Annotated in this window: 16 protein-coding genes; 6 read left to right on the top strand and 10 right to left on the bottom strand. The window is 60.1% G+C overall.

Going from position 1 to position 21,502, the window contains the following annotated elements; translation table 11 throughout:
* Positions 1-77: 77 nt before the first annotated feature.
* Both BLU25_RS00890 and BLU25_RS00885 read right to left on the bottom strand, forming a co-directional pair.
* Positions 78-2,456 (bottom strand): efflux RND transporter permease subunit, encoded by a 2,379-nt coding sequence (locus BLU25_RS00890; RefSeq protein WP_016780469.1) that lies wholly within the window; start codon positions 2,454-2,456, stop codon positions 78-80.
* A 298-nt stretch (positions 2,457-2,754) separates the two neighbouring features.
* Positions 2,755-3,225: a hypothetical protein gene (locus tag BLU25_RS00885; protein WP_029611358.1), complete on the bottom strand. Its 471-nt coding sequence runs from the start codon at positions 3,223-3,225 to the stop codon at positions 2,755-2,757.
* A gap of 376 nt (positions 3,226-3,601) precedes the next feature.
* Between BLU25_RS00885 and BLU25_RS00880 the strand changes: the two genes are divergently transcribed.
* On the top strand, positions 3,602-3,835 hold the full coding sequence (locus BLU25_RS00880) for a hypothetical protein (protein WP_016780467.1): 234 nt from the start codon (positions 3,602-3,604) through the stop codon (positions 3,833-3,835).
* Positions 3,836-3,844: 9 nt separating this feature from the next.
* Here BLU25_RS00880 and BLU25_RS00875 read toward each other — a convergent pair whose 3' ends face one another.
* The 3 genes from BLU25_RS00875 to BLU25_RS00865 all read right to left on the bottom strand — a co-directional run bounded on the left by BLU25_RS00875 (position 3,845) and on the right by BLU25_RS00865 (position 6,110).
* A complete protein-coding gene (locus tag BLU25_RS00875; protein WP_016780466.1) occupies positions 3,845-4,063 on the bottom strand; it encodes a hypothetical protein in 219 nt (72 codons plus the stop codon).
* Positions 4,064-4,194: 131 nt separating this feature from the next.
* The gene (locus BLU25_RS00870; RefSeq protein ID WP_029611357.1) at positions 4,195-5,535 is read right to left on the bottom strand and encodes a phospholipase effector Tle1 domain-containing protein; all 1,341 of its coding nucleotides are present in this window, start codon (positions 5,533-5,535) and stop codon (positions 4,195-4,197) included.
* A gap of 170 nt (positions 5,536-5,705) precedes the next feature.
* Positions 5,706-6,110 carry a TraR/DksA family transcriptional regulator gene (locus BLU25_RS00865; RefSeq protein WP_016780464.1) on the bottom strand — a complete coding sequence of 135 codons (405 nt, stop codon included), beginning with the start codon at positions 6,108-6,110 and terminating at the stop codon, positions 5,706-5,708.
* Between the two features lie 630 nt (positions 6,111-6,740).
* Here BLU25_RS00865 and BLU25_RS00860 point away from each other — a divergent pair.
* The 3 genes from BLU25_RS00860 (at position 6,741) to BLU25_RS00850 (ending at position 9,090) form a co-directional block, all read left to right on the top strand.
* On the top strand, positions 6,741-7,010 hold the full coding sequence (locus BLU25_RS00860; protein ID WP_016780463.1) for a hypothetical protein: 270 nt from the start codon (positions 6,741-6,743) through the stop codon (positions 7,008-7,010).
* Between the two features lie 161 nt (positions 7,011-7,171).
* Complete coding sequence (locus BLU25_RS00855) at positions 7,172-7,888, top strand: HPP family protein (RefSeq protein ID WP_016780462.1); 717 nt, start codon at positions 7,172-7,174, stop codon at positions 7,886-7,888.
* 125 nt (positions 7,889-8,013) lie between these two features.
* Positions 8,014-9,090, top strand: coding sequence for a GGDEF domain-containing protein (locus BLU25_RS00850; RefSeq protein WP_016780461.1), 1,077 nt, complete (start codon positions 8,014-8,016; stop codon positions 9,088-9,090).
* A 110-nt stretch (positions 9,091-9,200) separates the two neighbouring features.
* On the opposite strand, the gene BLU25_RS00845 is transcribed toward BLU25_RS00850, so the two are convergent.
* The 5 genes from BLU25_RS00845 to tpx all read right to left on the bottom strand — a co-directional run bounded on the left by BLU25_RS00845 (position 9,201) and on the right by tpx (position 18,869).
* Positions 9,201-10,637 carry an efflux transporter outer membrane subunit gene (locus tag BLU25_RS00845; RefSeq protein ID WP_016780460.1) on the bottom strand — a complete coding sequence of 479 codons (1,437 nt, stop codon included), beginning with the start codon at positions 10,635-10,637 and terminating at the stop codon, positions 9,201-9,203.
* Positions 10,634-13,741, bottom strand: a complete 3,108-nt coding sequence (locus tag BLU25_RS00840) for an efflux RND transporter permease subunit (protein ID WP_083369470.1) — start codon at positions 13,739-13,741, stop codon at positions 10,634-10,636. The genes BLU25_RS00845 and BLU25_RS00840 overlap by 4 nt, the downstream gene beginning before the upstream one ends.
* A complete protein-coding gene (locus BLU25_RS00835; protein WP_016780458.1) occupies positions 13,738-16,839 on the bottom strand; it encodes an MdtB/MuxB family multidrug efflux RND transporter permease subunit in 3,102 nt (1,033 codons plus the stop codon). The genes BLU25_RS00840 and BLU25_RS00835 overlap by 4 nt, the downstream gene beginning before the upstream one ends.
* Positions 16,836-18,140, bottom strand: coding sequence for an MdtA/MuxA family multidrug efflux RND transporter periplasmic adaptor subunit (locus tag BLU25_RS00830; protein WP_029611356.1), 1,305 nt, complete (start codon positions 18,138-18,140; stop codon positions 16,836-16,838). The genes BLU25_RS00835 and BLU25_RS00830 overlap by 4 nt, the downstream gene beginning before the upstream one ends.
* A 228-nt stretch (positions 18,141-18,368) precedes the next feature.
* Positions 18,369-18,869: a thiol peroxidase gene (tpx, locus tag BLU25_RS00825; protein WP_016780456.1), complete on the bottom strand. Its 501-nt coding sequence runs from the start codon at positions 18,867-18,869 to the stop codon at positions 18,369-18,371.
* A 273-nt stretch (positions 18,870-19,142) separates the two neighbouring features.
* On the opposite strand from tpx, the gene BLU25_RS00820 reads away from it, so the two are divergent.
* Positions 19,143-19,934, top strand: a complete 792-nt coding sequence (locus BLU25_RS00820) for a hypothetical protein (protein ID WP_016780455.1) — start codon at positions 19,143-19,145, stop codon at positions 19,932-19,934.
* A gap of 9 nt (positions 19,935-19,943) precedes the next feature.
* Positions 19,944-21,362 carry a DUF1254 domain-containing protein gene (locus BLU25_RS00815; protein ID WP_083369469.1) on the top strand — a complete coding sequence of 473 codons (1,419 nt, stop codon included), beginning with the start codon at positions 19,944-19,946 and terminating at the stop codon, positions 21,360-21,362.
* The last annotated feature ends 140 nt before the right edge of the window (positions 21,363-21,502 follow it).

Below are 21,502 nucleotides of genomic sequence, written 5' to 3'. Positions count from 1 at the left end.
ATCGACGTGGTCTGGCTGATACATCGCGGCGCCTGAATCGCGAGCAAGCCCGCTCCCACCTGAAACCCGGCGCCCACTCAAGCTCTGGCTGGTTGCGCAATCGTGAGCATCCCGGGCTGCACCAACGGCTTGCCCAGGTTGAACCATGCGGCCAGTGCCGGCAGCAGGAAGATCGCCCCCAGCACGTTGACCATAAACATGAAGGCCAGCAGCACGCCCATATCGGCCTGAAACTTGAGCGGCGCAAACACCCAGGTGCACACCCCCAATGACATGGTCAGCGCGGTGAAAACCGCCGCCGTGCCGCGCTGGCACATGGCCCGGTAGAACGCTTCGCGCAGGTCATGCCCCGCTGCCATTTCATGCTCGATGCGTTCGTACAGGTAGATGCCGTAGTCCACCCCGACCCCCACACCCAGCGCCATCACCGGCAACGTCGCAACCTTGAGGCCAATGCCCAGCAAGGCCATCAACGCATTGCACAGCACCGCGACAATTGCCAGGGGCACCAGAATGCACAGCACCGCGCGCACCGAACGAAAGGTCAGCAGGCAGAACAGCGCCACCGAGAAGAACAGCGCCGCCAGCATCACCAGTTCGGCCTGCTTGACCGCTTCGTTGGAGGCCGCCATAACGCCGATATTGCCCCCCGCCAGCTTGAACTCCACACCGGGCACATGGATGCTGGCGATGATACGTTTGGCCTCAGCCAGCACATGGGCCACGGTGGCGCCTTCGTGGTCGGTCAGGAACACCAGAATCTGCATTTGCTGGCAGCCGTCCGTTACCAGTCCCGAGTCCGGCGAATAGGCGTAGGCGCCCTGCTGCAAACCCTGGGCGGAACCGGGGATGGCCGCCCAGCGCGGGTTGCCTTCGTTGTTGCCGGCAATCACTTGCTTGCTCATCCCCGCCACGCTTTGCACCGATTGCACACCGGGCACTTCGCGCATCTTGAAATCGAAGGTTTCCACCGCCCGCATCACGGCCGGGTCCAGGCAGGCCTCGCTGCGATCGCGAATGGTCAGGAACACCGACAGCACATCAAGACCAATCGCGTAATTGCTGATGATTTTCTGGTTGTCCTGGTTGTAGCGCGAGTCGGCACGCAACTCCGGCGCGCCGGAACCGATATCACCGGTCGCCAGCTCACGGGCCTTGTACGCGCCGGCCACCAGCAACAACAAACTAATCGCAAATACCCAAAGTGCCGGGCCGGGCGTGGCCAGCGCCGACAGCCGCCACCACAGCGGGTGGCGTGAACGGGCAATGCGCGCCTGAGCCGTTAGCAAGCGCGGCTCCAGCGTCAGGTGGGCGATGATCAGCGGCAGCATGATTTTGTTGGTGATGATCATCAGCATCACGCCGATGCAGGCCGTAACACCCAACTCATGCACGATGGGGATATCGATCAGCATGATCACCCCGAAGCCCAGGGCGTTCATCAGCAGCGCCAGCGCGCCGGGGATAAAAATCTTGCTGAACGCCGCCTTGGCCGCACTCACGGAATCACTTCCGGCCAGTACTTCCTGCTTCCAGGCATTGGTCATCTGCACGGCATGGGACACACCGATGGAAAAGATCAGGAACGGCACCAGGATCGACATCGGGTCGATACCCAGGCCCAGCAATGGCAGCAGGCCGAGTAACCACACGACTGGCAGCAAGGCGACAAACAGCGCCACCAGGGTCAGGCGCAACGAGCGCGAGTACAGCCACAGCAACACGCCGGTGATCAGGAACGCGATGGCAAAAAAACCCATCACCGTATTGAGCCCTTCGACCACGTCACCGACCAGCTTGGCAAACCCGACGATATTGATTTCAATGTCGGCGCTGCTGTATTTGGCGCGGATATCCTCCAGGCGCTGGGCGATTTGCACATAGCTGACCGGCTGCCCGGTTTTGGGATCGATGTCCTGCAGGTCGGCGCGCACCAGCGCTGACTTCAGGTCATTGGCCAGCAAACGGCCGATCTGCCCCGAGCGCGCGGCATTGCTGCGCACCTGCTGCAAGTCGGCGGGCGTGGCGGCGTATTGCGGCGGCACCACCAGATCACCGACATAACCGTCTTCGGTGATTTCGATATAGCGCACGTTGGGCGTAAACAGCGATGTTACGCTGGGGCGACTGACCCCGGAGATATAGAACACATCGTCGGTGACGTGTTGCAGGGTTTCGAGGAATTCGGGGTTATAAATGTCCCCCTCGCCTTTCCAGTGCACGCTGACCAGCAAGCGGTTGGCACCGGTAAAAATGCGGCTGAAATCCAGAAAGTTGAGCATGTAGGCATGACGCACCGGGATCTGCTTGTTGAAGCCGGGGTCCAGCCGAACATGGGTGGCGCTGTAACCAAGGGCCAGGGTCACCAGCATAAAAAAGCCGAGCAACACTTTGCGCCGGGCCATTAATTGCTCGGCGCAGCGCTGCACAGCCGATGACAAGACAAAAGCGCCCATGCTCGCGGTCCCTCGCACACTGGTTGAAAGTGATCGCGATCATCAAACGGGGCCTGGCCTGGAACATCGTCCGTAAGGGTTAGGCTGTTTGAGGGATGGAGAGCAGGTGGGCGTTATACAAACGCCGAAAATTTTAGCCGCTGAGGAGCGCAGCGAGGCTGCGATCGGGCGCGCAGCGGCCGTGGAATCTGGTACATCGGTACTCCAGACACATCGAGTGCTCCGGGTTTACGGCCGCTTCGCAGCCGATCGCAGCCTCGCTGCACACCTCAGCGGCTACAGGCGGCTACGGGCCGTTTCACTCTTTACTGGCCTTGAACGTCAGCTCGCCCTTGGGCCATTTGGCCGCTTTGGCGGTCACCGCCTTGAGGGTTTTGCTCAGGCCTTCCTTGAGCTGGTCGTGAGCGGCGAAAATCAGCATCACGGTCTGGCCTTCCTTGAAGACGATACCTTCGCCCAGAGGGGAGCTGACATAGGCGTAATCACCAATGCCGTAGATCGTCATCTTGATATCGCGGAATTTTATATCGAGCTTGCCACCTTCACGGCTGGGCAGGACGGCAGCGCGAAAGTGGTCACCCACCTTGAGCCCAAGGCCAGGCTTGTCATCTACCACCAGCGCTTCTTCAGTGTCGATTTCAGCGATGTAAATCCCTTCGGCGTTCTGCTCGGTGACGTACACAAAACGGGATTGGAACAGTTTTACCAAACGTGCCCGCAAATCACCCAGAACAAACAACGCATGCATTTCCAGATTGCTGACTGCCAACGAAAAACCCTCGAAAACGTGAAGTGGTGCTGCCAGAACAAATAACAGGCAGCAGAATAAAGGCCTTGGCCCACTTATTTTAAAAAACCGGGTACAACAAAATCTCCTGACTGCTCGAGTCAGAAGTGGCATGTGGCATCAAGACTAAAATATACAACCGGAGCACCATTCTACCGGCTCATGCCCAAAGTTGGGTATACACATCCGCATTGCGGTCAGGGAATCGCTGATTTTTTCTTGATTGGCGCCAGCTTCCACAAGGCTTTCGTCGTTAACTGCGCCGCTGGCTGTCAACAACTGCCATACTGCCCGAAAAATCGGCCTGGCCCATGCCGCCGGGTTGTCCGGCTTCATTACCTCGAAGGGAAAGCGACACGTGACGGAATTTGATATTGGCGAATTTTTTATCCGCGGCGAGTCCAAAGAAGTCGATGGTGAGTTTCAGGCCGTGATTGTGATGCGCGCCAAGCCACCGTTGAAAACCGTGACTTACCATCAGGTCGAGAAAGACCGCTGGTTCAAGACAGCCGAGCAGGCTGAAATGGCCGCCAAGGGTTCGGCTCAGGAATTGAAACTCGCCGTGGACGCAGGCGCCCTGAACCCATCCTGAAACCCCCTTTCAAGCACGCTGGGCCCGAACCTGCATTGCGCACGCGTTGGCGCTCAGCTGCGCCAGCCAGGCAGCGCGACACTCTTCAGCTTCACTGCGGCTGGAGAACGCCGTTCCGCGCTGCTCACCGTTGACCAGCACAACCCAGCAGACCTTCTGCCCCGTGGCCCGCAACCCCTGAGGCACGCCCGTGCCGATCATCACGGCAACATCAACCCGATTGGACATGATGGTTACTCCACCTATTTAGTTAGTCACCTAACGATGTCGGCCATCTTAAAGAGTTAGGGTCGCTGGAAAAAGCTATGCCCTGCATAGCTGCATTGCATCAGCGGTAACAATGCTGCCGTTATTCGTGCTCAAGCGGGGGGCTGTTGCTCGTAGACAAAGCGCCCGCCTTCTTGCGGTATATTGAAAAACGCCTTGTCCAGCACCCCCAGGCCCTCCCCCACATTGGCATTGAAATTAGCTGACTGATGCACATAGCGCTGGCGCAGCAAGCGCTCTTGGGTCGGGGTCAGCTTTATTCCATTGGCCGGGCTGGCCAACTGCTCCTGTAACCTGGCGGCGATGGGCCTTAGCTCGGCAGGCAATGCATCCTGGGCATCGCTGAGCGCGGTAAACGGGACCCCGTGTTGCCGGGCCAGGGCATGCATAAGACGCAAGTACACCCTGGACAGATGACCACGCAGGTGGCGCTGCATAAAGACCGCCGCCTGGACCCGCTTCATTGGATCCTGGCGGGTGCCCGCCTTGTGCTCCTCGATGCGCACCTGCACACCATCATCGATTGCCTGCGGGTCGATCAGGTCCTTGTCCTGCCACAACTGCAACTGCGCCTGGGCCAGCTTCCAGGCCTGGGTCAGGCGCACGGGGGTGGAAGGGCTGACCAGATTGCTTTGCCAACGGCTCAACTGCACCTGCTCCAGCATCTCGATCGGGTAACCGCCGCCCAGATCGGCATGGGCACCTGGCAGTGCAATATCCAGCGGCCATTGAGGGGCGATGCGGGTCAGGGCAAAGTTGCGCCGGTATTCGTCCCGCGCGCACAGCTGCACCACCTGTTGCGCGCAGTCAGGCGCCAGATACAGGTTGAGCCCCGGGTTGATCTCATCGGCCACATTCCCCAGGTCCTCCAGCCCGCCCATTGCCGCGACAGTGTCGAACAGGCCAATAAATTCAATGGAACACTTGAAATCAGGAGCCAGGGCAAACTGTTGGCGCAAGGCCATGGTGCGCACCTGATTGGCAAAATGCCGGGCCGCCGCCGCACCGCGACTGAAGCCAAACAGGTCAAGTTGCAAGCGGTTCAGGGTGTTGGGCGCCAGCAAATGGACAAACCGCCCCAAGCTCTGGCTCAGCAGCGCGCTGGCCTCGTCGGCCTTGCCCAGCACCCCGGTACGGCCACGACCATAGCTAAGGCCCGGAAACGGGCTGTCGGCCGCGCCGGTGGTGGTGCCGATACCGCTGATATAGAGCGAGGTCACCGCCTGGCCATCGCTGAAGGTTGTTTGCACGGGATAGTGCTGGTGCAGGCGAGCGATATTGGTCGGGGCACCGGCATAACTGCTGCCCGGATCGACCTTCAGGCCCTGCGCCTGACGCTCCAGCCCCAGCTGGCTGTTGTACTGATTATTGGCGGTGCCATCGAAAAAAATACCGACACGCAATACGTGTCCCGTATTGCTTGAGCGACTCATGACCCAGGCCCTCGATTGATGCAAATTGGCGTAAATACGCCGTGCCAAATATAAAGGCACACAACCGGAACACTTGGCTCAACGTCTACTTTTAATTTTAGCGGGGAATTACAACGGGGGGGAGCAAAGCTGCCGCAGCCGCATGGCGCGGCTGCGGCAAGGTCAGGCGCTTAGGCTTGACGCTGATGCTTGTCGATCTGTTCGTGACGCTCTTGAGCTTCGATGCAGTACTTGGTGGTCGGGCTGATCAGCAGGCGCTTGAGGCCGATTGCGTCGCCACTGTCGTCACACCAGCCGAAGCTGTCGTCCTTGATACGTTCCAGCGCCTGCTCCAGTTGGGGCAGCATGCGCTGGTCGCGGTCGATGGCGTTTACCAGCCAGGTGCGCTCTTCTTCAACCGAAGCGGCGTCGGCCGGATCGGCCGGAGTGTCCAGGCTCTCGATCGCGATGCGGTTCTGCTCGATACGCTCGTGGGTTTCGACCTTCATGTTCTGCAACAGCTCGCTGAAAAAAGCATGTTGCTCGGCATTCATGTAGTCATCCGCCGGCATGGCCAGCAACTTATCCTTTGTCATTGATTTCTCTATAAAAAATACGTGCATTAAGGCGAATTAGGGAGCGTTCTGACCGATCTTCATCCCAACCAGTTAGGTGCCATCTATTTCAAGCGCCACCCGGCACTCAATTTACGAGGGGCGGCAGTCTAAGGCCGAGTTATCGACTCAGCAACTGAAAACGCACCTATTTGTCCAGCAAAACCTGGAAAGTGACGAAAAACGTGTTCGACAGGGGCTAATGGAGTGCGTTTATAGCAAGAAATTCCATGTTCCGGCTGAAAATGCACACCTCACGCGCGAAAACCCGATCACCCGACCACGCGCTGCTCGCCCGACCGTTTCAACAGTGAAGGCGGATGCCGATTTGCGCAGGGCGTAACCGACAACAGGATTTTGATATCCAAATATGAGCGTTAACCGACGCGTTCAAATTACTCACTCTGCCTATCGAACAATCCTGCGAGTATCTGCGTAAATCTACTGCACAGCAGCGTAATTCCTGACAATACCGCGCTGTTGGGTCACCTTACAATCACTGCCCCAAGCCTAGATCGCCAGCCGAGTAAATGGCCGAGATGTCACTGTTTGTATCGTGACCGCGGCTATCAGCCACAGGCTTCCATACCCTTATATAGGGAGCACAACGTGATGAGTCACTCAGTGATTGCCAAAGCCACCCCCTGCCCGGAGTCAAACGCCAATGCCCAGGCTCACGCAGCGGATACCTGCCTGCTGGAACTGTGCAAACTGATAAAACTGCGGGATGCATTGATCGTGTTGAAAGGCCCGCTGGCCAATAGCCCCGAGGTGCGCAGCATCATGGAGCAGCGGCTGTTGAACAATGACGTCTATGAGCGCGTACTGGGCAAGCTCGCCAGCGACTGGCCACCCCCCCATAGCGTCAATCATCAAAAATAATGCAGTTAATAAGCATTATTATGCATTTGTTGATTGCTTGTTCAGCGTGCAGACTGCACCGGTTCCTCCCCCAAATGAAGGAACATTTTCCAGGGCTTGCCGGTAAACCCGCCAAGCCCTTTTTTTACCCGCCCGTTCCACAAAACCGGATCCCCCTGACCATGCCAACCCGCTGGATCAGCCGCCTGTTGCCTGCGGCTACGAACACCCGTCCCTCCGAATGGAGCCGCGCTGCCATTGGCGTATCACTTGGCACGTTGTTCAGTGTCTGGGTATGCAGCCAATTTTTCGGCCTGCCCGTGGCCATGCACCTGATCGGCCCGCTGGGTGCCTCGGCCATTTTGCTGTTTGCGGTGTCCTCCGGGGCACTGGCGCAACCCTGGTCGATTGTCGGCGGCTACCTGTGCGCCACGGTGGTATCACTGGGCGTGGTGTACTTTTTTGGCCGCGGCCTGGACAGCGCCTGCCTGGCCGTCGGTGCTGCCCTGCTGTGCATGTGCCCGCTGCGCTGCCTGCACCCGCCTGCCGGAGCCCTGGCATTGCTGGTGGTCCTGGCTGACCCCGACAGCGCCAGCCTGGGCTGGGGTGTGCTGGCGCCGGTGATGCTCAGCGCCGTGTGCATGCTGCTCGCGGCGCTGGCCTACAACAACCTGACCCGCGTGCGTTACCCAAAAAAGCCCGCCGAGCCCAGCCCTGTAGTGGTAACCGGGCAGGCCCCGACCGACCCGGGCATTACCGCCGAGGACTTGCACCACGCACTGCAACAAATGGATGCGTTTATAGACGTGACCCCCGAAGACCTTGAAGAACTGATCCGGGCCAGTGAGCAACAGGCGCGCCGTCGCAGCATCGGCGAAGTGTTCAGCCACAACGGCTGAACCGCACGCCGGGCGCGTTTCGATATGCAGCCAACTCCTGCTAGGGTTACAGGTGTAACCCGGGCGGGAGATGTTTAAACTCGTTTTGCCCGGAGTCCGTCATCCGACAGTGTCCAAGGCGCGCGATGCTCAAAACCATTGAATCCGAGATCTCCAAACAATCTGCGCCACCTGCCTTGCAAGCTGAATTTGCCCAACATGACTTCGAAAAACTGCGCAAATTTTGCCGCCTGACCTATATCACCAGCATTGCCATCTGGTTGCTGTTCAACCTGATTGTCAGCTTCAAGGGCGGCCAGGGCTTTACCGGTCTGTCTTTGCTGTTTATCAGCGTAATGGCGGTGCTCACCATCATTCTTGGCTTTATTCCCAGTTACCGGCATTTCGACGTACTCAACCTGATGTTCGTCGCGGTCATTACCCTGGGCTTGCGCCTGGTCACCTTTGGCCTGCCGGCCGAAACGCAGCCCATCTGGCTGGCACTGGCCAGTTCCAGCATCCTTTACAGTGCCTCGGTCCTGCCCCTGAGCCGCTGGGCCTTCCTGGGCGTTGCCGCGATCACCTGCCTGCTGCTCAACCCGTTCCTGATGACTCAAGCCTCGATCATGGACCTGCGCGGCCTGCTGATCCTGTGCTATTTCACTTTTTTGTGCAGCCTGACGATCTACAGCTTTTTTAAGTTGCGCCGCATCAAGCTGCACAACTACATCATGTCCAAGCGGCTGTCGGTGCAGGCCTATATCGACGCCCTGACCGAGATCCCCAATCGGCGCTCCTTTATGCTGCATGCAGGCCTGCTCCTGGGGGCCATGCCGCGTGAACACGATCATTACCTGGCAATGATCGACATCGACAACTTCAAGAAGGTCAACGACCGCTACGGCCATGATATGGGTGATGAGGTGCTCAAGCGCACAGCCGCCAGCATCAAGGCGGTGATGGTCGGGCATGAGTTTGCGCGCCTGGGCGGCGAGGAGTTTGCCGTGTACCTGTCAGGCGTACGCCGCGAAGACGTTGAGGGGCTGATGACCAGCTTGTGTCGCCAGGTGCGCGAAGACCCCGATGAGCACCCGGTGACAGTGAGCATCGGCCTGGCTCGGGTCGAAGACGCCGACACGCTCAACCAGGCGCTGGCCAAGGCCGACAAGGCCCTGTACAGGGCCAAGAACAGCGGCAAGGACCGGTTCAGTTTTTACTCATAGAAAGACACCGCTAACCTGTGGGAGCAGGCTTGCCTGCGATGCAAACAACGCGGCCTCCCAGGCAAGCCACGGGGACTTCATCGCGGGCGAGCCCGCTCCCACAGGAGATGTTACTTGTCGCTCAGGTCGGTATTGCCATCCCAGCCACCGCCCAGCGCCGCGATCAACTGCACGCTGGCGATCAACCGGCTTTGCAGCAGGTTCAGTACGCTGCGCTCGGTGCTCAATGCGGTGGTCTGCACCGATACCACGTCAAGGTAGGCTATCAGCCCGGCCTTGTACTGGTTGGTGGTCAGGCGCAACGACTCGCGGGCCGAGTCCAGTGCCTGTTCCTGCACTACCGTTTCATCCCCCAGCACTTTCAACTGCACCATGTAGTTTTCCACTTCGCGCAAACCGTCGAGTACGGTCTGGCGATACTTGGCCACCGTCTGGTCATACACGGCTTCGTTGCGATCCACTTCTGCCGAACGCTGGCCACCGTCGAACAACGGCAGGGAGATTTTCGGCCCCACCGACCAGAAGCGGTTGGGTACGCTGATCCAGTCCTGGTACTGGCTGCTGCTGTAGCCGCCCGACAGGCTCAAACTGAAATCGGGGTAGTAGGCCGCCTTGGCCACGCCGATATTGGCGTTGGCGGCAATCACCGAACGCTCCGCCGAGGCGATGTCAGGACGCCGCTCCAGCAGTTGCGACGGCAGGCTGACCGGGATCTGCGGCAGTTTCGGCACGTCTTTTATTTCCGCCAGGTTGAACCCCGCTGGCGCCTGCCCGGTGAGCACCGCGATCGCGTTTTCAAACTGCGCCCGCTGCCAGATCAGGTCGATCAGGCTGGCCTGGGTGTTGCGCAGCTGGGTTTGCGCCTGGGCCACCGCATCCTTGCCGGAAATCCCCGCCCGGTACTGGTTTTCGCTCATTTTCAGCGAGCGCTGATAGGCCTCGACCGTGGCTTCGAGCAAGCGCTTCTGCTCATCGATAACCCGCAATTGCAGGTAGTTCTGCACCAGCTCCGACTGCTGGCTCAGACGCATGGCCGCGAGATCGGCCAGGCTGGCTTCGGCGCTCGCCTCGTTGGCTTCCAGGCCACGACGCAATTTGCCCCACACATCGGCCTCCCAACTGACCCCGACCTGGGCATTCAAGGTGTCGCGAATGCCGCTGCTGGAGCTGGTCAGGCTGGAGTTGGAACTGCCGGTACCCTGGCTGGAGCGGGTCTTGCCCACGCTCAGGTCGGCGCTGGGCAAGAACGCTCCGCGCGCACTGCGCACCAGAGCCTGGGCCTGACGGAACTGGGCTTCGGACTGGGCCACGCTCTGGTTGGCACTGTTGAGTTTTTCGACCAGGGCGTTGAGCTGCTGGTCGCCATACAGTTCCCACCATGCGCCACGGGCCAATGAATCGCTCGGGTTGGCCTGGGTCCAGCCGGCCGCCTGCTTGAACTCAAGGGGCGCCGCCGTTTGCGGGCGCTGGTAGTCCGGGCCAATTGCACAGCCGCTGAGCAACGCAATGGAAATCGCCGGGGCAAGGAGAAACAAACGAGAGGTCATAGCGGAGTTTCCAGAGCAGCATCAGTGCGCACGCCACGCCACTTGTTGAAGCGATGGCGCAGGCGGTCGAGATAGAGGTAAACCACCGGAGTGGTGTAAAGGGTCAGGATCTGGCTGAAGATCAACCCGCCGATGATGGTCAGGCCCAGGGGCTGGCGCATCTCCGCACCTTCGGCGCTGCTGAGCATCAATGGCAAGGCACCGAGAATGGCCGCCAGGGTGGTCATCAGGATCGGCCGCAAGCGCTGCAGGCAGGCACTGCGGATCGAGGCTTGCGGGTCGAGGCCTGAATGCCGCTCCAGTTGCAGCGCCAGGTCGATCATCAAAATGGCGTTCTTCTTCACCACGCCGATCAACAGGAACAGCCCCAGCAACGAGATCAGGCTGAACTCGCCCCCGGTCAGGTAAATGCTCAGCAGCGCGCCCACCCCGGCCGACGGCAAGGTCGACAGAATGGTCAGCGGGTGGATATAGCTCTCATAGAGAATCCCCAGCACCAGATACACCGCCACCAGCGCCCCGAGAATCATGAACGGCTGGCTTTTTTGCGTGGCGGCAAAGGCATCACCCGTACCTGCCATTTTCACGATGACCTCTTCCGGCAGGCCGAGCTTGGCCACCGCCCGTTCAATGGCTGCCGTACCCTGCTCCAGGGTCACACCGGGGGCCAGATCAAAGGCAATGCTCTCCGAAGCGAACTGGCCTTCGTGGGAAACACGGTCGTTCTGCAGGCTGTTTTCATAGTGGGCAATGGCCGACAACGGAATCCGCTGGCCATCGACAGTAATCACCTGCACCTGATTCAGGGTTTCCGGGTCCTGGGCGTATTTGGGGTTGACCTCCATCACCACCTGATACTGGTTCAGGCTGTCGTAGATGGTGGAAATCTGCCGCTGGCTGTAGGCGTTGTTGAGCACGGCGGTCACCATGTCCATGTCCACCCCCAGGCGCTTGGCCTGGTCGCGGTCGACCACCAGCGTCACCTGCTGGGCACCGCGGCCTTCACGCGCATCAATGGCCGTCAACTCCGGCAATGCCTTGAACGCAGCGACCACTTTCGGGTACCAGGTGCGCAACTCGCCAAGATCGCCACTTTGCAGGATGTAGGAGTACTGCGAGCTGGTCTGGTCACGCCCGCCACCAAACTGCAGGTCCTGGTCGGCCATCAGCATCAGGCGGCCGCCGGGCACCTTGGGCATGTTTTCGCGCAGGCGTTCGATGACTTTTTGCGCCGACACCTTGCGCTCCGAGATCGGCTTCAAGCGCACGATCATAAAGGCATTGTTGGTGCCGCCATTGCCGCCAATAAAACCGGCGACGCTCTCTACCGCAGGGTCGGCCAGCACTGCCTTGCGGAAGATCTCCATCTTCGGCTGCATCACGCTGAACGACAGCCCATCGTCACCGCGCACAAAACCGATCAGTTGCCCGGTGTCCTGCTGCGGCATAAAGGTTTTCGGTACCACCACATACAGCGCCACGTTGACCCCGATGGTCACCAGCAGGCTGAGCAGGGTCAGGCGCTTGTGCCGCAGCACCCAGTCCAGGCTGCGGGCGTAGCCACTGACCATGCGCTGGTTAAGGCGGATGCTCCAGCGTTGCATGGCGTTCTCGGTGCCCGGCACATGGGGCTTGAGCCAGCGCGCACAGAGCATCGGCGTCAGGGTCAGGGACACCACCAGCGACACGATGATCGAGGCGGCCAGGGTGATAGAGAACTCGCGGAACAGGCTCTCGACAATCCCGCCCATAAACAGGATCGAGAGGAACACCGCCACCAGCGACACGTTCATCGACAGCAGGGTAAAACCGACTTCCTTGGCCCCCAGCATCGCTGCTTTCATCGGTGCAATACCGGCATCGATATGCCGCGAGATGTTCTCCAGCACCACGATGGCGTCGTCCACCACCAGCCCGGTGGCCAGAATCAGCGCCATCAGCGACAGGTTGTTCAGCGAAAAACCATACAGGTACATGATGGCAAAGGTGCCCACCAACGACACCGGCACCGCCAGCGTCGGAATCAGCGACGCGCGGAAATTGCCGAGAAACAGGAACACCACCAGGATCACCAGCGCCACGGCGATCAGCAGGGTCATTTCCGCTTCATGCAACGTGGCCTTGATCACCGGCGAGCGGTCCATGGCCAGGTTCAACTGCACGCTGGCCGGCAGCACTGCCTGCAGCGCCGGCAACTGGGCCTTGATCGCGTTCACAGTCTCGATGATATTGGCCCCGGCCTGGCGGTTGACCACCAGCAACACCGCCGCATCGTTATTGAAAAACCCGCTGTTGTAACGGTCTTCCACGCTGTCCTTGACCTTGGCTACATGGCTCAGGCGCAGCGCCGCACCGTCCTGGTAACGGATGATCAGCGGCTCGTAGTCCTTGGCTTGTTCCAACTGGTCGTTGGCCTGGATCTGCCAGTTGCGCTCGCCATCGGACACCGCGCCCTTGGGCCGGCGCACGTTGGCATTGGCAATGGTGCTGCGCACGTCATCCAGCGACACGCCGTACTGGTTGAGCAGTTGCGGTTCCAGTTCGATGCGCACGGCGGGCAGCGAACTGCCGCCAATCTGCACTTCACCCACACCCGGCACCTGGGACAGGCTTTGCGAGAGGATGGTCGAGGCCAGATCATAGAGCTGGCCCTTGGACAACACCTCGGAGGTCAGCGACAGCACCATGATCGGCGCTTGCGACGGGTTAATCTTCTTGTAGGTGGGCATGCTTTTCATGCCGCTGGGCAGCAGGTTGCGCGAGGCGTTGATTGCCGCCTGCACCTCCCGCGCCGCGCCGTTGATGTCGCGATCCTGATCAAACTGCAAAATCACCCGGGTCGAACCCTGGCTCGAATTACTGCTCATGGTATTGACCCCGGCAATCGCACCGAAGGCCCGCTCCAGCGGCGTGGCTACGGTGGAGGCCATGACCTCGGGGCTAGCCCCGGGCAAGCTGGCCGACACCACGATCACCGGGAAGTCCATTTGCGGCAACGGCGACACCGGCAGCAAGCCAAAGCTCACCCCGCCCAGCAACATGATTGCCAGGCTCAGCAGCATGGTGGCTACCGGGCGCTTGATAAACGGGCCGGACAGGTTCATACCGACGCCTGCTCAGCCTGGGCCGCACTGCCGCGCCAGCGACGGCCCAAACGATCGAAGTACAGATAGATCACCGGCGTGGTAAACAGGGTCAATACCTGACTCACCAGCAAACCGCCGACCATCACCAGGCCCAGCGGCTGGCGCAATTCAGCACCGGAGCCGGTGGCCAGCATCAGCGGCACCGCACCGAACAGCGCAGCCAGGGTGGTCATCAGGATCGGTCTGAAGCGCAGCAGCGCCGCCTGATAGATCGCCTGCTCGGGCGCCATGCCCTGGTTGCGCTCGGCGTCGAGGGCGAAGTCGATCATCATGATCGCGTTTTTCTTGACGATGCCGATCAGCAAGATGATGCCGATGATCGCAATCATGCCCAGGTCATTGCCGCTGAGGATCAACGCCAGCAAGGCACCGACCGCCGCCGACGGCAGGGTCGAGAGAATGGTGATCGGGTGGATATAGCTCTCGTAGAGCACACCCAGCACGATATACATGGTCACCACCGCCGCCAGAATCAGCAGCAAGGTGCTCGACAGCGACGCCTGGAATGCTTGTGCGGCGCCCTGGAACTCGGTCTTGACCCCCACCGGCATGCCGATGTCCTTCTGCACCTGGTCGATCAGTTCCACGGCCTGGCCCAACGCCACGCCGGGCGCGAGGTTGAACGACACCATCACCGAAGGGAACTGGCCGATATGGGAAATCGCCAGTTGCGCCTGACGCTCCTCGACCCTGGCCAGACTCGACAAGCGCACCTGGCCGCCGTCAGTGGTTTTGACGTGGATCTGGTCCAGCGCCTGCGGGCCGATTTTTTCGCCGTCCTTGGCCTGCAAGACCACCCGGTACTGGCTGGCCTGGGTGTAAATGGTCGAAATCTGCCGCTGGCCGAAAGCGTCATACAAGGCATCGGTGATATTGGCCACCGACACGCCCAGGCGCGAAGCCGCATCGCGGTCGATCACCAGGTACACCTGCAGGCCCTTGTCCTGCAGGTCACTGGCCACATCCACCAGCTCGGGCTGATTGGACAGCGCGGTGACCAGCTTTTGCGTCCAGGTGCTGAGCATGTCGGCATCCGGGGACGACAGGCTGAACTGGTACTGGGTACGGCTGACGCGGTCTTCGATGGTCAGGTCCTGCACCGGCTGCATAAACAGGCGAATACCCGACAGCTTGTCCAGTTGCGGCTGCAGCCGTGCAATCACTTCGGTGGCGCTGTCACTGCGTTCGCTGTGGGGCTTGAGGTTGATCAGCATACGGCCGCTGTTGAGCGTCGGGTTATCCCCGTCCACACCGATGTAAGACGACAGGCTCTCGACATCCGGGTCTTGCAGGATGATCTTGCCCAGCTCCTGCTGACGCTGGCTCATGGCGCTGAACGAAATTGACTGCGGCGCCTCGGAAATGCCCTGGATCACCCCGGTGTCCTGCACCGGGAAAAAGCCCTTGGGCACCACCATGTACAGGAACACGGTCAGCGCCAGTGTGCCGATGGCCACCAGCAACGTCAGCGGCTGGTGCTTGAGCACCCACTGCAACATGCGCCCGTATTCGGCGATCATCCAGTCGATAAACGCGCCGCTGGCACGGTAAAAGCGCCCCTGCTCTTCGGGCTTGGGTTCGGCCTTGAGCAGGCGCGCGCACATCATCGGGGTCAGGGTCAGCGAGACCACCAGCGAGATCAGGATCGCCACCGCCAGGGTGATGGCGAACTCACGGAACAGGCGCCCGACCACATCGGCCATAAACAGCAGCGGGATCAACACCGCAATCAGCGACAGGGTCAGCGAGATCAGGGTAAAGCCGATCTGCTTGGCGCCCTTGAGCGCCGCCTGCATCGGGCTGTCGCCTTCCTCGATATAGCGCGAGATGTTTTCCAGCATGACGATGGCGTCATCGACCACAAAACCGGTGGCGATGGTCAGGGCCATCAGCGTCAGGTTGTTGATCGAGAACCCGGCCAGGTACATCACGCCAAAGGTGCCGACCAGCGACAGCGGCACGGCAATCGACGGGATAATGGTGGCGCTGGCGCGGCGCAGAAACAGGAACGTCACCATCACCACCAGGGCGATGGCGATCAGCAATTCGTGTTGCACATCACGCACCGAGGCACGGATGGTTTGCGTTCGGTCGGTGAGCACCGTGACATCGATACCGGCAGGCAGGTTATCGGTGATGCTCGGCAGCAGCGCCTTGATCCGGTCCACCACTTCAATCACGTTGGCGCCGGGCTGGCGCTGGATATTGAGCAACACGGCCTGGTTTTCGTTGGCCCATGCCGCCAGGCGTTCGTTCTCGGCGCCGTCGACAATCTCGGCCACGTCCTTGAGCCGCAACGGCGCACCGTTGTTGTAGGCAAGGATCAGCTCGGCGTATTCCTGCGGGGTTTTCAACTGGTCGTTGGCGTCCAGCATCGACACCCGGGTCGGGCCGTCGAAGTTGCCCTTGGGCTGGTTGACGTTGGACGCACCGATCAGGGTGCGCACGTCGGCCAGGTTCAGGCCGTTGGCGGCCAGCGCCTCGGGGTTGACCTTGATCCGCACCGCCTGGCGTTGACCGCCGGCAATACTGACCATGCCCACGCCGCTGATCTGGGCGATTTTCTGCGCCATGCGCGTATCGACCAGATCATTGAGCTTGGGCAACAGCATGGTCTTGGAGCTGATGGCCAGGGTCAGCACCGGGGTATCCGCCGGGTTGACCTTGTTGTACACCGGCGGTGCCGGCAAATCCTTGGGCAGCAGGTTGCTGGCGGCGTTGATCGCGGCCTGCACCTGTTGCTCGGCAACATCCATATTGATGTCGAGGTTGAAACGCAGGGTCAGCACCGACGCGCCGCCGGAACTGGTGGAGGCCATTTGCGTCAGCCCCGGCATTTGCCCGAACTGACGCTCAAGCGGCGCCGTCACCGCGCTGGTCATCACATCCGGGCTGGCCCCCGGATACAGGGTCATCACGCGAATAGTCGGGTAGTCGACCTGGGGCAAGGCCGATACCGGCAGCAAGCGATAGGCGATGATCCCGGACAGCACGATGGCCAGCATGCACAGCGTGGTTGCAACCGGGCGCAGGATAAACAGGCGCGACAGGTTCATTCGCGGGCCTTGGACTTGGTTTTGTCGGCGACAGGTGCGGCATCGGCTTCAGGGCCGCCCTGCAGATGCTGCACCGGGGTGGCAGGTACTTCGGCAGTGTCGTTGACCACTTCCACCGCGCCGCCATCACGCAGACGGTCAGTACCTTCAAGCACCACGCGATCACCCGGCTTGAGGCCGTCTTCGATCACGGTCACATCGCCATCGGTGGCACCCACTTTGATGCTGCGAATCTTGACCTTGTTGTCGCCGTCCATCGCATACACGAACGAGCCGTTGGTGCCGTACTGAATAGCCGCAGTCGGGGCCAGCACCACGTTTTTCAGGGTGTCGGCCAGCAGGCGTACATTGACGAACTGGTTGGGAAACAGCGCCTGATCGCGGTTCTCGAACAACGCCTTGAATTTCAGGGTGCCGGTGGTGATATCAATCTGATTGTCGATGCTGCTCAACACGCCGACTGCCAGTTCCTGGGTGTCGCCACGATTCCAGGCCTGCACCGGCATTTTCGCGCCACTGCGATAACGCTCAAGCACCAGCGCCAGGTTGGTTTCGGGCAGGGTGAAGCTGACTACGATGGGCTCGGTCTGGGTGATCACCACCAGCGCCGTGGCATCGTTGGCCGCCACCAGGTTGCCAACGTCCAGCTGGCGCAAGCCGACACGGCCACTGATCGGGGCACGGATCTTGGTGAATTCCAGATTCAGCTTGGCGTCATTGACCGCCGCCTGATTGGTCTTGACCGTGCCCTGATACTGACTGACCAGCGCTTCGGCGGTGTCCAGGGTCTGCTTGGCGATACTGTCCTCGGCGTACAGGCCGCGATAGCGCTGCACATCGACCTGGGCGTTTTTCAGCTGGGCCTGATTCTGCAGCAGCGTGCCTTCGGCCTGCAGCAGGGCATTCTGATAGCTGCGTGGGTCGATTTCAGCCAGCAGGTCGCCAGCCTTGACCATCTGCCCTTCCTTGAAATAGACCTTGACCAGCTCCCCTGCTACACGGCTGCGCACATTGATGGTGTTGAGCGCAGTGACTGTGCCCAGCGCCTTGTAGTAAATCGGGAAATCACCCTGTTTCACTTCCGACACCCGCACCGGTACAGGCTGCGTCGAGCCGCCAAAGCCCGGGCGCATCATGCCCGAGCGACCGGCGTGCCCGGCGGGCTGATCGGTCGCAGCCTTGTTAGCGGCAGACGGCCATAGCCACCAGCACAGGCCAACGACAATCAGCAAGACCAGCAGGCCAAACAGCCAGAAACGGGATTTGTGGGAAACAGAGGATTGCATGGAGTGATCAACCATTAGCGCGAGCGAGAATTTTCAGGAAGTGGAACGATAAGCAGTGCAGACCGTTATGAAAAGGTTCTTTACCCGCTATTTACGTTATAGACGTGTCACTGAGATGAAGATGGGCGGATTTTCAGGTAAACCGCAGCGATATCATCGCGAGCAACGGGGTCGGGCAGGTAGTACGAAAAAAAAACGGCCCGGCACTTCAAGTGCCAGGCCGTTTCGGGCTTGCGCTGGGACTTACTTCAAAACAGCCAGGGCTGCTTCGTAGTTCGGCTCTTCAGCGATTTCTTGAACCAGCTCGCTGTGCAGCACGTTGTTGTTTTCGTCCAGTACCACCACCGCACGCGCAGTCAGGCCAGCCAGCGGGCCATCGGCGATTGCCACGCCGTAGTTCTCCAGGAACTCGCGGCCGCGCAGGGTCGACAGGTTTTGTACGTTTTCCAGGCCTTCAGCGCCGCAGAAACGGGCTTGGGCGAACGGCAGGTCAGCCGAGATGTTCAGTACAACAGTGTTTGGCAACGCATTGGCTTCAGCGTTGAACTTGCGTACCGAAGCGGCGCAGGTCGGGGTGTCTACGCTTGGGAAGATATTCAGCACTTTGCGCTTGCCGGCAAAGTCGGCCAGCGTTACATCGGACAGATTACCGGCAACCAGCGAAAATGCGGCGGCGATGGAACCCACTGCAGGCAGTTCGCCATTGACTTGAACAGGGTTGCCTTTAAGCGTCACTTGAGCCATGAACGATATCCTTTTTGACAGGTTGTTGAAGAGGCCGAAGTTAAACATGAATCAGCCGGGCTCACCTATGGGCTGAACATAAAATCTCATGCTTCTCATTACAAAAAGACTATTCCTACATCCACCCTTCCAGCGCCCAGGTTAACTATTTCGCCCCCAGGCAGGTATTTCTGTATACCCGTGCGCAAAACAACCAAAAAACCCTACATGCAATGAGCCAAATCTTGACCTGCTGCTAGCGTTCACGGCTAGCGCCCAAGGAACAGGATCGCCATGCCCATCACTCGCCTTGCCTCAGGTCTGTTGTTCAGCCTCGCCCTGTGCCCCATTGCCGATGCATGGGCGGACAATGCCGAGACCGCCAACAAAAGCAACAACCCGCTCAACCTGGCCCCCGGCATCAACCTGCAGGACTACTACACACCGCAGGTCTACGACAGCAATATCCACACCAACGACGCCCTGTTGCGCGGCGCCCTGCCCGTGGCGCCCAATGACTTTATCGGCGTGCCGCAACTGCTGCGCGTCACGCTGCCGGTCAGCACCCGCCCCGACCCGCACGGCGGCTACAGCACCGGCATGGGCGACCTCAACCTGTTCGATATATTCCTGCTCAAGACCGAAGGCGTGCAATTGGGCATCGGCCCGCAAATCACCGCGCCCACCGCCGAGCATGACGAACTGGGCACCGGCAAGTGGCAAGCCGGCCTCGCGGCCATTGCCATCGACGCTTCACCCCGGGGCCTGCTGGGCGCACTGGTGCAGTATCAGAGCTCGTTTGCCGGGGACAGCGACCGCCAGCATGTCGAAAGCGCCACCTTCCAGCCATTTATCATCCACAACCTGCCCAAGGGCTGGTACCTGCGCTCTACCGGCACCTGGACTTACGACCTGAAAAACAACACCCACTACATCCCCATTGGCCTGGGTGTGGGCAAGGCCTGGAAAGCCGGCAGCAACATCCTCAATGCCTTCGTTGAGCCGCAATGGACCGTGGAACGCAAGGGCGACGACCTGCCCCAGTTCACCCTGTTCGCCGGGATCAACGTCACCTTCGGGAAATAGGGAACCGCCATGCACATCAAGCCCCCCTGCAGCCTGCTCGCTGTCTGCCTGTCCATCGCGGCAGGCAACGCCGCGGCCATCAACTTCAGCGCCACCCCCGCCGAGGCCACGACCATCGCCAGGGAAGCCTACCTGTATGGCTTCCCGGTGGTGGAGATGTACAAAACCCTCTACACCCAGGCCGTGGATACACAGGGCAATAATTTCAAGGCGCCGTTCAACCAAATCGGCAACACCGCGATGGTGTTCACCCCCCGGGATACGGCGTTCGTAACCCCCAACTCGGACACGCCCTACTCGTTCCTGTGGATGGACCTGCGCACAGAACCGCTGGTGCTGACCCTGCCTGCCATTGAGGACGGCCGCTACTACTCCACCCAACTGATCGATCTGTACACGCAAAACTTCGCCTACCTGGGCACCCGTACAACAGGTAATAAAGGCGGCAATTTCATGATCAGCGGGCCCGGCTGGAGCGGGGAAAAACCCGCCGGTATCGATGCCGTGATCCCCAGTGAGAGCGCCATTGCCTACGGCTTGTATCGAACGCAACTGTTCGATGATAAAGACCTGGCCAAGGTCAAGCAGATACAACGCGGTTACAAGGTCCAGCCCCTGAGCCAGTTTCTCGGCAAATCCGAGCCCGCAGCAGCCCCAGCCGTGGACTGGCCTGCGCCCGTTGCCGACATGAGTGACAGCCCCGAACTGTTCAAGTACCTCAACTTCATGCTCGCATTTGCCCAGCCTCAACCCAGCGAAACGGCGTTGCGCGAGCGCTTCAAGAAAATCGGCATTGAACCGGGCCAGCCCTACAACCTGACCGAGCTGACAGCTGAACAGCGCAAGGCACTGGAGGACGGAATTGCGGCAGGCAAGGCCGAATTCGCGCAGTTCAAAAAAGACAAAGTCGACACCCATGAAATCAGCAGCGGCGACCTGTTCGGTTCCCGCGAACACCTGCACAACAACTACCTGTATCGCTACGCGGGCGCCAACATGGGGATATTCGGCAACTCGGCCGCGGAGGCCAATTACATCGGCTACTTCGTCGACAACCAGCAGCACCCCGTCGACGCCTCAAAACACAGCTACACCCTGCATTTCAACAAGGATGCGCTGCCGCCCGCCAATGCGTTCTGGTCGCTGACGATGTATGACGGCAAAAACAAATTGCTGGTCGACAACCCGATCAACCGCTACCTGATCAACTCACGCATGTTGCCGGACCTTAAGCGCAATACCGATGGCAGCTTGACGCTGTATGTGCAGCACAAGGCGCCCGCCAGCGAGCGGCAAAACAACTGGCTGCCAGCACCTGACGGGCCGTTTTATGGTGTATTGCGCATTTACATGCCCAAGCCCGAGGTTGCCAGCGGAGAATGGAAAATGCCCTTGCTGACGCCGGTGGTTAGCCAAACACCTCCGTAGCAGCTGCCGAAGGCTGCGTCCGCGTAGTGCAGCCTTGGTAATGCCAGAGTGCACGGTATGGTCGTAGAACCTTGGATTCAGGTTCTACGACGGCTACGCCGCCGAACGCAGCCTCGCTCCGCTCGTCAGCTGCTACGCAA

It is taken from the genome of Pseudomonas fragi (assembly GCF_900105835.1).
In the GTDB taxonomy this organism is placed as follows: domain Bacteria; phylum Pseudomonadota; class Gammaproteobacteria; order Pseudomonadales; family Pseudomonadaceae; genus Aquipseudomonas; species Aquipseudomonas fragi.
This window is presented reverse-complemented; position numbering and strand designations above follow the sequence as displayed.